Raw genomic sequence first — 13550 nt, 5'->3', positions numbered from 1 at the left:
CGTCTCGATGTTCAACCCTCTGAATTCTGTCATGAAGCAAGTCATAGCCATCGTTCGACCTTATCTGGCTGAGAAAGTGCTGGAGAACCTCAAGCTTGCTCCGCTTGAAGCGCTGGCGGTGCGCGAAGTAAAGGGCTTTGGTCGGCAGAAGAACTATTTGGACGAATACAAAGCGGGCGAATTCGAATCGGTGTTTTTGCCCAAAGTAGAAATCACGATGTGGGTAGAAGACTTTCGCGTCGAAGAAGTTATGCGGCGCATCATCGAAGTGGCACGCAGTGGGCGCATGGGCGACGGCAAAGTCATCGTCCTACCCGTCAGCAGCCTGGCTGGGGCAGAGGTTATCGATATCTAACGTAGCCACCGCCGCCAAGCGGTGGCTACGCCAGTGCCTTACAGTCGAGATTCTTCTTCGACGATGCGTTGCAATCGCTCTTGAATGCGGCTGGTGGCATCCTGCTGAGCCAGGTTGGGGACAGCTTCGGACCGCAGGTCGCGGGCTGTGTTGGGTGGCACTTTGGTTACCAGGCGACAAATATTGCCATCGTGCAAGTAGATGCGATTGCGTCCGCCAAGTTTGGCGGCGTATAAGGCTTCGTCACTGCGGCGCACCAGTTTGCCGATCTTGTCGTCGGTCTGAATCACACCCACACCGCCGCTGAGCGTTACCGGGATGACGGTATCTTCATGTCGAAACTCGGTGCGGCCGACCACAGAACGCAGGCGGTCGAGCGAATCAGCGGCTGCCTCTAGCGGCTGCGACCACAGGACGGCGAACTCTTCGCCTCCGTAACGCGCCACACACTGAGCTTCAGGGAACTCGGTGCGCATCGTCTCGGCCACTTTCTTCAGCACCGCATCACCGGCTTGGTGACCGTAGGTATCGTTGATCTTCTTGAAGTGATCGATATCGATCAACCCTAGTGTGAAACTGTGATGTTTGCTGAGCCACACGCTATAGAGATCATCCAGCGTTTGATCGAAGGCCTTACGATTGGTCAAACCCGTCAGGCCATCGGTGCGAGCTTCTGTCAGGTAATCGGCAATCTGATGGGTTTGCGATTCCAGCCTGGCTTCCGCTGAGTCCAAGCGGTTTTGCAGCTGTTGATTGGCTTGCATAATCTGCGTGAGCAAACCCAAGATCTCTTCGCGCGGAGCTTCGTTATTGCCTTGCACGCGTTGGCTGATCGAGCTCAGTTGAGTTTGGTACTTGGAGACATCGCCAGCGAACTCGCTAGTCCAATGCGACAAGTTTTGCAGGAAGGAAAGAAATTGTTGTCGGTCAACCACCTGGCTGGCTACGCCGGCGCGTCGGCCCAGCGCAAATCCCAACAAGACGCCCGCGACCAGCAGGCCCGTACCGACAGCCAATCCGAGCAAAAAAATCGGTGCGTTCGGTGGCATGATGGCTGCAGCTCCCTGCAAAACTTCCGGTGATAAGCGGGTTACACTTCCGGCAAAGTCGTATTCTTGCCGATGACCACAATTCCTGCCGGGCTGATCGTAAAGCCTCGCGCGCGATCCTCCTCTGGATCGTAACCTATCTGAATGCCGGGAGGAATAGTAACACGTTTGTCCACAATGGCTCTGCGAATCTTGGCATGGCGTCCAACTTCGACACCTTCTAACAAGATACTGTCTTCGACTTGAGCATAGCTGTTGACACGTACATTGGGGCTGAGCACGCTTCTTTTAACCGTACCACCGCTGACCACTGTCCCCTGACAGACGATGCTGTCGAGCGCATGACCCATGCGATCAGAGTCACCATAGCTACCAAAAACAAACTTGGGTGGCGGCAAGTTGGGCTGCAGCGTGCGTACGGGCCAATGATTAGAGTACAGGTTCAGTAGCGGATCGATGCCGATCAAATCCATATTGGCTTCGTAGTAGGCATCGAGAGTTCCGACATCGCGCCAATACGCGTCTTGCTTGCGGTTTTCGTCTTTGAATGGAAAAGCGAATACGCGATATTCATCGATGATCGACGGAATAATGTTTTTGCCAAAATCGTGATCGCTGTCCGGTTCGGTTGCATCGCGGCACAATTGTTCGAACAAAAATCGCGAATTAAATACGTAGATTCCCATCGAAGCCAGCGAGTGATCGGGGTCGCCGGGTATGGTTAGCGGTTCAGCTGGTTTTTCCTGAAAACCGATGATCCGCTGCTGCTCGTCGACCTGAATGACACCAAACTGAGTTGCCGAAGGTCGATCGACCCGCAGGGCGCCGATCGTCAAATCGGCGTTGTTGGCGATGTGATACTCCAGCATCGACCGGTAGTTCATCTTGTAAATGTGATCGCCGGCCAGGATCAAGACATACTTGGGACGATCTTTTTCGATCGCAAAAATATTCTGATAGACGGCATCCGCGGTGCCTTGGTACCACTGTTCATCGATTCGCTGCTGGGGTGGAACGACATCGATAAATTCCTGTAGTTCGCTGCAAAAGTACTGCCGCCAGCCGAGATTGATATGTCGGTCCAGACTGAGCGCTTTGTACTGGGTTAATACGAGTATGCGGCGCAGCCCAGAATTGATAGCGTTCGAGAGTACGAAGTCCACAATTCGATAGCTGCCACCAAACGGAACGGCCGGTTTGGCTCGATCGCGAGTTAGCGGTTCCAGTCGCGTGCCTTTGCCACCCGCCAGCACGATCGTCAAAGTTTCCTGCATCATCAAGGGAGCAACCTTTCCTCCTGTCGTGGACGCCAACCGTGGGGATCCAACATCCAATTTTTGGCCACCGGCGCATGCTGCAGGTAAAGGATAGCAAAATTAAGTGTCACCTGGGTGACAAGCGACGCCGCCGAAAGCCTATTTCGTACCGCCGGCGGTCGGCGGCCACGTTTTTGCCGTCAACCAGGACGCAACCGAGGCTAACGCCGGCTAACGCCCTAACGCCTACGGCTTAGGCTGTGAATTTCAAGCCGGGCCAGTGCCTGCGGCCGGGCGAAATAGGACCTACTTTAGGGCTGTGCAAATTTGGCAAATTGGCTATCCTATGCGTCCAGAGCGAAATCACCTTTCACCAGCAATTCACTTGAGATTAGAGAGTTCTTCATGGGCACCGAGCGTACTCGCGAACTTCGCCGTCGTCGTCATCGTCGTCATAAGGTGGCTGCTTTGACCAAGAAAGCCGCCAAGGCATCCAAGAGCGAAAAGGGAGTAATCATGGAAAAACTCCGCAAGTTGACCCCCGGTGCCGATGTAATCATTGAACGTCTCGGACTGGCCAACTAAGCCTGCCAATGTGGCACATGAAGTGTCGCTGGGATATGGTGTTACTGGTGGCTGTAGAGAATAAATTTTGAGCCGGTGTCCACCTGCCAGGGACGACCAGGGAATTACACAGGCTGGAAGCCTATGCCACACACACAGGCTGGAAGCCTATGCCACACACACAGGCTGGAAGCCTATGCCACACACACAGGCTGGAAGCCTATGCCACATAGTGCAAGGCAAAATTCGCTTTTGGCCCGCAAGATGCATAAGATGATTCGACGCTTGCAAATCACTGACGATTCAACCTTTGTGAAAACCACCAGGAGCGACCTGACATGGGTGCAAACACGCTTGAAATCACCGACGACAACTTCCAGAACGAAGTAGTAAATTCCAACGAGCCAGTGTTGGTGGACTTTTGGGCCCCTTGGTGTGGCCCATGCCGCCAGATCGCTCCGTTGATTGATCAACTGGCTGACGAATACGCCGGTTCGGTCAAGGTCGGGAAACTGAACATCGACGAGAATCCACAAGTGACCAGTCAGTTCGGTATTCAGAGCATTCCGACATTGATGGTATTCAAAGGTGGCGAAGTGACCGAACGATTTGTGGGTGCGCCCCCTCGGGCCCGCATCACCGAAGCGCTCAACTCCGCCAAGGACTGATCGAGACGAGACTGAAAAGCTAAAACAGCTTAACAGGGTCGAAATAAAACAGCCGGAAACGCATGGCTCGCTGAGTATTCGCAGCGAGCCTGGGCGCTACCGGCTGTTATGCGTTTTGTAATCCAATCGTGGAGAGCCGCCATGGCTGATGGAAACCTGGATGTCGAGCAACTAGCCGCCTATTTGCACTTGAGTCCCCAGCAGATCATCAAGTTAGCCGAGCGTGGCGATCTGCCAGGACGCAAGGTAGGTGGAGTATGGCGGTTCGCCGAAGGCGAAGTTCATGCCTGGCTGGAAAGCCGAATTGGAGCCAGCGATAGCGAGGCCCTGCAGAAGGTCCAAGCCGTGGTTGATCGTTGGAGCGATTCACACTCCGGACAAATTCGCCTGGTCGATTTACTCGTTCCCGAAGCCATCGAGATCCCTCTGTCGGCGCGCACTCCCCGGGCTGTCATACGCCGGATGTGCGAACTGGCTCAAAATACTGGATTGTTGTGGGATGTGCCGAAAATGGCCGAAGCCGTGCAGGCTCGCGAAGAGTTGCATCCCACGGCGCTGGATTGCGGCGTATCGCTGTTGCACCCGCGTCGCCCTCAAAGTTCCATTCTGGGCGGACCGCTGTTAGCGCTGGGCGTGCTGTCCAGCGGCCTGCCATTCGGACATCGCGGCGGAAATCTAACGGATGTCTTCTTTTTGATTTGCTCGACCGATGACCGCGTGCACTTGCAAGTGCTGGCCAAGTTATCGCGACTGCTCGACAGTACCAACTTCCTGAATGAGATTCATGAAGTCGGCTCAAGCGGCGAAGCGCATCAATTGCTCCAACGCTGCGAACAAGAACTCGATCTGGCCGACTCACAAGAGCTCAGCAACGCCTGACATGGGCCAGTTTACCCTAGCCTGGATCAGTCCAACTGCCCACGCTTATCAGCGATGCACCACCAGCGCGGGCGAGGTTTGTGACAGCGATCGCTATCTGCTCGAGCGTATCAAACGTGAGTGTCTGGCTCATCACGAGCAGTTGAATTTGATACTGTTGTCGGAGTTGCAGCTGGATGAAATTCGCGATGCTGATCGCATCATTTTCAGCAGCCACACACGCAGCGATTATCCACAAGTGGCCATCGACCAACTGCAACAAGCTCAACTGGCCATTCCCTGGGGAGTAGTTACGGGCCACTGGCACTTGGGCACTCGTCGCAGTGGAGTTGGTATTACGACGCACTGGATGCAACCCTGGTTTCGCTGGTGGGAGAGTTGGTATGGCTGGTTATTTCCACAGTGGGCTCGGCCCGCCGCCTTATGCGCGACTCAGTATGATGCGGTAACGGTGCCACAGGATTTGACGGTGGTTGATTCGTTAGCGTCAACTGGCACTATGATTCGCCACGATAACCAACTGCTTCTGTGTTGTGCATGTTCGCTAACGCGTGATGCCTGGCACTGGATGGCCAAACAAGGCGGTTGTAGTGTGACGGACTATGGCAGACTGGATGCGGCGAGTTTTGATGCCACAGCCCACGTGGCTGGTGCGCCGCGTTACCTGCTGTGGGATGATTCGTGGCTGACTTGTTTGCCAGGCGCTAGTGCCCAGTCGCAAGCGCTGCAGCAGCTCTCGGCGCTGCGTAAGCGATTTCCAGCCGCCAATCTGCTGGCTGGTTTGAGTTTGAGCTATCTAGATCTGTGGCCGCACCTAGAAGCAGCCGGGGTAAACGAGATCTTTGTCAAACCGAGCCATGGCCTGCCGCTGGCCGACTATCTCTATCACGAACTGCGTCCACATGCTCAGAACGCAGTTAGGCAGTAACGGGTTGGCGCGAGTAGCGACACAGAATGATGTGTACAGCGGGAATCCAATACAGGGCCAGCACGGTCGCTCCAAAGACGCCGCCTGTAATCACCATGGCCATCGGTGGCCAGAAGGTGCCACCCTCTATGAGCATCGGCACGAACGAACAGCCCACAGTAAACGTGGTCGATAGCACATGCCGCGTAGAGCGCATTACGAGGTTGAGTATGGAATCGAGATTGCCCAGTCGCGCCTTTGGGTCGCTCCGCAATTCCGATAGAACCACGATCGAATCGTTGATCGCGATGCCGACCATTCCCATGGTACCCACTATCGCGGTGAACCCCAGGGCAAAGCCTGTCGCCCACAAACTGTAGAAAGCCATGCCGAACGAGAAGATACCCACGCAGAAGATAATCATCGAAGCCCGGAACGATTTCAAACTGAAGACCAAAACGAAAACCATGGCGGCGGCCAGGATGCTCAAGTATGACATCAACTGCCCAACGGCTTCATTGCGTTTAGAATCTTCGCCACCTAATTCGATCGTCATGCCTTCGGGCGGCGCATTATCTTTCTTGCGTAATTCGGCTTGCACAAACTTTAGCACGGTCGATGGCAATACTCCGGCTTGCAGGTAAGCCCGAACTTCGTTCATACGCCGACCATCGAAGCGGGCGATCAACGCCGGTTCGGCTTGCAAACTTACTTTACCCAGTGAGGAAAGCGATACAGGTCGGCCACCATTTTCAGGCATGATGTCAATCGAGTTGATCTTCTCCAGTTCATCGCGCTGCGAATTGGCGACGCGAACTCGTACCGGTAACTCTTCGGTACCTTCCAAGATCGAGCCACCCAGGCGACCCTCTAGCGTCGCATCCAATTGGCCAGCGATCGAAGCCAGGTCGATCCCGGCCAGGCGCGCCTCGTCTTCCTGGACATCGTAAACGAGCTTGGGTTGCAAGTCGGTCAGATCTGCCTTGGTTTGAATAACATCTGGGTGCTTTTGCAGGATCTCGCGTACGCGCTCACCGTAGGCTCGCAGTTGATCCCGATCGGTACCAAAGACGCGCAGTTCGATCGGCGCGTCAAAGGGTGGGCCTTGTTCCAGTGCACGCACGCGCACCTGCGCATTGGTGATCTCTTGATTCAGTCGCTTTTGCAAGCGGCGGATGAGCGGCACATTGCCAGATGTAGTTTTCGATTGCACCAGGGCTTGCGCGTAACGTGGAGAATCTTGCATAGTGCCGACCATGTTGTAATAGAACGATGGTGCACTCTTGCCCAAGACCCAGTTAACACTGTGGACCAGCTTATCCTTCAGCAGCAAGTCGCGAACTTGCAACGCAGTTTGCCGAGTCTCTTCCAACGATGCTTCAGGTGCGAGCTCTAGTTCAACGTGGAATTGATTGCGATCGGCCGAAGGGAAAAACTGGACCTTAAACAGTGGCAGGACCGCAAATCCTGGGACCGACAGCAGGACTCCTAGGATGGCCGTCACATACGGATGCTTGAAGCTCCACACAAGCGTACCCTTGTATGCGCGCGCGAGCCACTTGTTGGAGAAACCAGTATTCCAAAAGGTCGGCGGTCCCAACTTCGTAGGACTAAACATGGCGGACAATGTGGGAATGATGGTCAGAGATAAAGCCAAGGAACAAAGCAACGCCATGATCACCGAAGTGCCAATCGTGCCCACGAATTCTCCCGAAGGTCCCGGCATCGTTGCGATCGGCAAGAACGATAGAACGGTAGTAATAGTGCTGCCAAATAGTGGCAGCGCCATGTGCGAGACGCCGTGCTTAACCGCATCCAATCGCGATTCGCCTTCGCGCAATCTGCGCTGGACTTCATCCACGATGATGATGGCTGTGCCTTCCAACATGCCCAAGGCAATGACCAAGCCGCTCAACGACATTTGGTGCAGTGGAATGCCGCCGATTCGCAGGCCAGCAAATACCAGGCAAGATGATAACGGGAGTGCCAGGCCGACAATCCACGAGCTGCGCCAACCCATCATCAGGAAGACGACTGCGAAGACCGTTAGCGCGCTGATGGCCAGGTTGCGTACGAGGCTATTCATCCGCGTAGCGACGTAGCCATTTTGTTGAAAGACGCGTTGGAGTTTGATACCCGGTGGCAACGTGCGTTCAAATCGCTTGAGTGTGGCCTCTAGTTTCGCATTCCAGCCATCGATACGAGCTTGCGGAATTACAGCCGACGCAACCATGATTGCGGGCAAGCCATTGACTAGCGCCAGGCTGCGCGGCGGTTGAGCGATGCCTTTGCCAATGCGGGCGATGTCCGATAGGTAACTGGTCTGTCCCGATTCCGTCGAACGTACGGGGATCCGACCAATGCGTCCTAGCGAATCGAATTCGCCGCTAACTTCCAACAGCATATCGGCACGCGCGCCGCGGATTTGCCCGGCAGAAACCTTGGCATCGCTGCCAGCAATCTGCCGCGATAGGTCTCCCACGCTCATGCCCAAACGTGCCAACTCGGCTTGTTCTACTTCGACGACGATTTCCTCTTCGGGATCGCAGTACAGTTCGACGCTTTCCGTGTTGACAACGTTGCGGATCTCTTCTTCCAGTTCGCGGGCGGAGCGACGCAAGACGGAATAGACGGGCTCGCCAGGTTGTTCCCAAACTAGGGCCACGATGGAAGCAAAGGCACGTGCCTTGACAACATCCACCTCGGGAGCTGCAGCCGTCGGCGGCAGCTGAGGTCGCAAGTCGCTGATCTTGTCCCGCACGCGCGCCCAAACTTCGTCGACTTCGTAAATCGCATCTTTAAGAGTGACGGCAACGATCGAGATATTGGGTCGAGACATCGACACGATCTCTTTGACTTCGTCGAACTCGCGCAGCTCGTTGATGATTTTGTCAGTTACCAACGACTCCACGCGATCAGCATCGGCGCCCAACAAACGCGTGTTGATGACCGCTGCGCGTTCGGTCAGTACTGGATCTTCCATGCGTGGAAGAACCAAGAACGACGAAACGCCCGCCATGACGATCGTCACGATCGTCAATATGAGCAAGCGAGTGTCTTTTAAGAACAGTGTGATCACGGGACCAGCTTCTCGGAGGACTTAGACTCGGGCGTAGTTGATTTCTCGATCGGCCGGACCTTTTGTCCAGCGGACAGACGATGGACGGCCGACACCACCACTCGTTCGCCTTCTTCAATGGCACCGCGGACTAGGATGCGACTGCCTTCGGTCTGCAGAATTTCCACCGCCCGGCGTGCGACCTTGCCGACTTGTGCATTCTTGTCTGGTTCGACGATGTAACATTCCCACAAACCGCGCTGGGCCTGTACGACAGCAGCGGTGTCGAGCCAGAAACCTTCGACAGGAATTTGACGCGTCAGTTCTAACCGGGCGATATCACCAGGCACAACCTTTTGATCGTCTTCCGCGGCCAGCGTGGCAACCACTTCCTGCGAGCGGGTGGTTTCGTCGACCTGAGCGACGATCGATTTCAGCCGCGCAGGCACTGTCTGATCACGAATGACGACGCGAACTATGCTGCCAGGTTGCAGCGTTTGGGCGAGCGTAGGTGGAATGCCCACATGGGCTTGAAGAACGCTATCTTCGCTGACGACCAAGACCGTTTGGCCAGGCTCGACAACATATCCCTCGTCGATCTCGCGGGCGACGATCGAGCCGGCGAATGGACTTTTGATTATGCTGTGTTCCAAATCGACCTGCGCCGCAGCGATCGCGGCGTCAATCGACTGCACAACAGCTTCTTGGGAAGCGATCTTTTCTCGACGCGTGCCCAGTTCGAGATCTTCGAGTTGTTTTTGCGCCATATCGCGCGCAGCTTCCCAACGCTGAACCGCTGTTTGTGCTTGATCAAATTCTTCGCGAGCGACCAATCGGTCCTTCAGCAATCGTTCGCGACGGCCTTGATTGGCCAAGGCCAGGTCGAGTTGAACTTCTTGTTCGCGCACATTGGCGCGAGCCGCATCGATAGTCTCTTGACGCGGGCCGGCCTTCAGTTCAGCCAGCAGGGCTTCGGCCGCCCGCTTGTCGGCCTGTAGTTTGCGGATCTGGGCTTCTAACTGTTCCGTATTCAAACGCGCCAGAATCTGGCCGGCGGTCACACTTATACCCTCTTCCACATCGATCTGATCGACGCGACCGGGGCGTTCAAAGCTCAATTGACTCTTGCGTTTTGCTTTGACAATACCTGCAAAGGTGGACTTGGTTTCCCAAACCTTGGCTGGCCGCAGCGTTTCGACTTCAACGGCGATCTCGCCTGCTCCTTGAGCCAGCAGCTGCGTCGCAGTTAGTCCAGCCAGAATTACGGCCAAGGCTAATGATCGGATGTTCATATGAGAATTTCCACCTATGTAGAGCGTCTGTCCTCAGCCGCTCGAACCTGCAGACCAAGTATCTTTCGACCCGGGGTCTGTCCCCTCGCAAACCGGGCCAAACCGGGGACACACATCCGCACACACCCGAGATCTGTCCCCAATATTGCTCCGAAGACTCCAGCGCCACTTTAACATAGCTAGCAATTCGATGTGAGTTGTTAGAGTTTGCGGTTTGGGCCAAGTTGTGCGGCAGACTGTCAGCTATATGTGGCAGAATCGGTACAGCTCATTTCTCTTACCAGCCTTCTGCGACCGATGATCGTTGTCGGAATGTCGTTTTTGAGACGGGCACCAGGGGCCAAGGATGCTTCGATCTGGAGGAAAGTTCATTGGGCACGTGACCTTGATTGGTCTAGTGCTTGCATTGGGAGCTTGCGCCGGCAAACCTTTCGGTGGCCAGCCTGCTCAACCTTTGCCTCCACCGATGCCAGTTTATTTGCAGCCGCCATCGGCGGTGATGCAGGCGTCGGCATCGACGCCTGTGGCCGAAGATCAATGGACGACTTTGGGAGCAGGGACTGTCCCTCACCACAATCAAGGCATAGTGTCAGCCGGGTATTCTGCCACGGGACCTCGGCAATATCGCGATGTGTCACTCATACAAACTGTAGAGATCGCGTTGGCCAACAGTACGGTCATTCGCGATCTCGGTGGACGAGTGGTGACGCAGCCAGGTTTCGCCAACAGCAATCTCAACCCGGTACTCGTTGGCAGTGACCCTCGCGGCGGGGTGGATGCGGCGCTGAGTGCCTTCGATGCACAATTGATCGGTAGCTTCGCTGGTCGACGTAACAACCGTGGTCTGCAGCAGTTTGTACCGTTATCCAGCAATACCGAAATCGTCCAAAACCAAAGTGACTTTCAACTTGGCGCACGCCGCACCTTTACCACCGGTACGCAAGTGGGCCTCACCAATTTTGCCAACTATCGCCGCGATGATCTCGGCGTTCCGCCCAATCGCTTTTCAAGTGCGTATACCGTTGCGTTAGGTGGTGACATTCGGCATCCGTTGGCCTTGGGCAGTGGTCGCGATTTCAATCTCATTGCTGGTCCCAATGCCCAGCCCGGTGTCTACAACGGTATCTTCATTGCGCGAGTGCGTCAGGATATCGCCCAGCATGATTTCGAAATTGCTGTGCGTGATTACATCGGCAATGTGGTGCGAAGTTACTGGTTGTTGTGCTTTGCGTATGAACGCATGGCGGCCACCGACGATGCACTGGAGATCGCCAAAGAGCTGTGGGTAGCGGCCAAGAAGAAACAGGCAGAGGGGCTGATCGATTCTGACGAAGAAGCTCTGGCTCGCGATCGCTACCTCGCGCAACAAATCGCTCGCGACAATGCGGCTGTGGGTAGCCCTGATCGTACACTTTCCGGCATCTTGGGCACTAGCGGTGCGCTATTAAGTGGCACCGAGCCCGGTGTCGAATCGATGGAACGCAGGCTGCGTTATCTGATCGGCTTGCCCGCTTATGACGGAACGATATTGCGACCGGTTGATCGCGCCAGTCATGCACCGCTGACCTTCGATGCGTCGGAGTCGCTTGGTATGGCACTGCAGCGACGTCCGGAACTGGCAAGACAGAATCTGCTTGTTCATCAAAAACAAATGGAGCTGGTGGCTTCGCGTAGCTTTGCTCGGCCGCGCGTGGACCTGGTCAGTGAACTTCGCGTGTTGGGCTTCGGCGACCACCTCGGCGGCGCTGGTCGCGACCAGGATCAGAACGCTGTCAACGAACTTCTGGGCAGCCAGCTGCAAGAGTGGGCGCTGGGTGTTGAAATGCAGCGGCCGGTCGGTCTGCGACTTGGACGTACAGCCCAGCGCAATGCATTAGTGTCGCTCAATAAAGAATCCGAAGTTCTCAAACAGCAACAGATACAAGTCTCGCATGAAATCAATGCAGCTATCGCCGAAGTCGAGCGAGCCCAGAAAGTGCTCGACTTGACCCGGGATCGTCGCGAAATCGCCCTGTCTCACCTGAGTGCTGTATCTCGCAAGTTCGATGAAGGCATTCCCATCACGATCGAACAAGTTCTGGAAGCCCAACGGGCGGCTACCGATGCAGAGACCGCGGTTTCTATCGCCGCAGTAGATCGTGCGATTGCGATCAATAACTTCTTGATCGCCCGTGGTACGTACCTGCAAGACTTGGGCCTGCTGCTGGTCGACTCGCCCAAAGAGCCAAGCTCTAACTCAGCCGGCAGTCAATGGTCGGGCCTGACACCGCAGGCCACCACGCAGGTTGAGTTAGGTGTACCAGAACCGCTGGCACCTGCTGGACTACCCGAAGTCATGCTGCTATCGCCACAGCCCTAAGCGAGGCAACCGTTTATGGCTCGCCATACTTAAGTTGGATGTCAAGTTTAGGCATGGCCTGCTTGAGGGGCTCAACGCCGGCTTCTGTGACACTGGTGCGCGTGACCTTCAGTTCATTGAGGCTCTTCAGTGGCACCAGGTCGGGCATGCCTGCATCGGATACGGCTGTTGAACCTAGGTGCAAGAAAGTTAGTTTGCCAAATTTAGCAAACGACTTCAGGCCAGCATCGGTCAGTTGCGTGTTATCGACGTTCAGCCATTCCAGGTTCACCAGCGGAGCCAACCAAGCCACGCCCTGGTCGCCGATGGCGTTGCGCCACAAGTTTAGCTTCTTCAGTGAAGTAATTTTGCCGATGGGTTCCAAGGCTGCATCGTCGATCTTGCTGCATTCACTAATGTCGAGCTCTTCCAATTTCAGCTTGGTCAACTTTTCCAGACCTTCTTTGCCCACCGAAGTTTTAGCAATGCGCAGCTTGGCAATATTCGGCATCGATGCAATCGTTGACAGAGCAGCGTCGTCGACCAGTGAGCCTGCCAGGTAGAGTTCGCGCAATTCCTTCAGCTCGCTCAGTTCGCTCAAACCGACTTCGGAGATGAATAGAAAATCGCCCGCCAGCACTTTCAGCTTGGGGCAATTCTTCAAGGCCGACATGCCTTCGTCAGATACCGTTGTCTCGCCATTCTTGCCTGACATGCGCAGCGATACGAGTTCACCCAGGCCACTTACGGCCGCTTTGAAATGAGCGTCGGCCAGGCGGCACTCGCGAACATCGAGTTGTTTGAGCGACTTGAGCTGGCCGATCGCTTGCCAGCCCGGCACTTTCATCTCACTGGTATTGATAACGAGGGTTTGCAGGGCTGACAATTTGGCCAACTGCACCGCTACCTCATCATTAATGGGCTTGTCTTTGAAGCTCACTTGCACCACCTGACCCGCTTTGTTTTTGGTCAGTTCGGCGCCGGCCGCCTCGAGAGCTTGGAGTGCTTCGGCCGAGTCAGCCGAGACGGCTGGGGTGGCCACATTGGACGCGTCAGCCACGCGCGAAGATGATTTAGATTCGCAGCCGGTGTACGCAGCCGAGCCAAGCACGATTAGCAGTAGAGTAAACTTGCGCATGAAACCAGTTCGCATATTGTAGAAGTTGTCGTATGGGTAGGAAGAA

At 55.3% G+C, this 13550-nt stretch carries 11 protein-coding genes; 6 read left to right on the top strand and 5 right to left on the bottom strand.

The annotated features are described in order from the left end of the window. The first annotated feature begins 31 nt into the window (after positions 1-31). A complete protein-coding gene (locus tag SH573x_RS24575) occupies positions 32-355 on the top strand; it encodes a P-II family nitrogen regulator (RefSeq protein WP_479350631.1) in 324 nt (107 codons plus the stop codon). A 38-nt stretch (positions 356-393) separates the two neighbouring features. Here the strand turns inward: SH573x_RS24575 and SH573x_RS24570 are convergent, their stop codons facing one another. Continuing rightward, positions 394-1404: a GGDEF domain-containing protein gene (locus tag SH573x_RS24570; RefSeq protein ID WP_479350630.1), complete on the bottom strand. Its 1011-nt coding sequence runs from the start codon at positions 1402-1404 to the stop codon at positions 394-396. Between the two features lie 41 nt (positions 1405-1445). Next, the gene (gene glgC / locus SH573x_RS24565; RefSeq protein WP_479350629.1) at positions 1446-2681 is read right to left on the bottom strand and encodes a glucose-1-phosphate adenylyltransferase; all 1236 of its coding nucleotides are present in this window, start codon (positions 2679-2681) and stop codon (positions 1446-1448) included. Positions 2682-3065: 384 nt separating this feature from the next. On the opposite strand from glgC, the gene SH573x_RS24560 reads away from it, so the two are divergent. The 4 genes from SH573x_RS24560 (at position 3066) to SH573x_RS24545 (ending at position 5699) form a co-directional block, all read left to right on the top strand. Continuing rightward, positions 3066-3245, top strand: coding sequence for a DUF6800 family protein (locus SH573x_RS24560; protein ID WP_479350628.1), 180 nt, complete (start codon positions 3066-3068; stop codon positions 3243-3245). A gap of 317 nt (positions 3246-3562) precedes the next feature. Next, positions 3563-3892, top strand: a complete 330-nt coding sequence (trxA, locus tag SH573x_RS24555; protein WP_479350627.1) for a thioredoxin — start codon at positions 3563-3565, stop codon at positions 3890-3892. 141 nt (positions 3893-4033) lie between these two features. Next, positions 4034-4771, top strand: coding sequence for a PTS sugar transporter subunit IIA (locus SH573x_RS24550; protein WP_479350626.1), 738 nt, complete (start codon positions 4034-4036; stop codon positions 4769-4771). Between the two features lies 1 nt (position 4772). Then, a complete protein-coding gene (locus tag SH573x_RS24545; protein WP_479350625.1) occupies positions 4773-5699 on the top strand; it encodes a hypothetical protein in 927 nt (308 codons plus the stop codon). On the opposite strand, the gene SH573x_RS24540 is transcribed toward SH573x_RS24545, so the two are convergent. Together SH573x_RS24540 and SH573x_RS24535 are read right to left on the bottom strand one after the other, a co-directional pair. Then, positions 5689-8757 (bottom strand): efflux RND transporter permease subunit, encoded by a 3069-nt coding sequence (locus SH573x_RS24540; RefSeq protein ID WP_479350623.1) that lies wholly within the window; start codon positions 8755-8757, stop codon positions 5689-5691. The two genes, SH573x_RS24545 and SH573x_RS24540, sit on opposite strands and share 11 nt — an antisense overlap. Beyond that, a complete protein-coding gene (locus SH573x_RS24535; RefSeq protein WP_479350621.1) occupies positions 8754-10028 on the bottom strand; it encodes an efflux RND transporter periplasmic adaptor subunit in 1275 nt (424 codons plus the stop codon). The genes SH573x_RS24540 and SH573x_RS24535 overlap by 4 nt, the downstream gene beginning before the upstream one ends. A 346-nt stretch (positions 10029-10374) precedes the next feature. Between SH573x_RS24535 and SH573x_RS24530 the strand changes: the two genes are divergently transcribed. After that, complete coding sequence (locus SH573x_RS24530) at positions 10375-12387, top strand: TolC family protein (RefSeq protein ID WP_479350620.1); 2013 nt, start codon at positions 10375-10377, stop codon at positions 12385-12387. 13 nt (positions 12388-12400) lie between these two features. Here SH573x_RS24530 and SH573x_RS24525 read toward each other — a convergent pair whose 3' ends face one another. Continuing rightward, complete coding sequence (locus SH573x_RS24525) at positions 12401-13504, bottom strand: leucine-rich repeat domain-containing protein (protein WP_479350618.1); 1104 nt, start codon at positions 13502-13504, stop codon at positions 12401-12403. Positions 13505-13550 lie beyond the last annotated feature (46 nt).

This window comes from Rania fehmarnensis (assembly GCF_056494185.1).
Note: the sequence above shows the minus strand (reverse complement) of the source record. Positions and strands in the feature narration are given on the sequence as shown.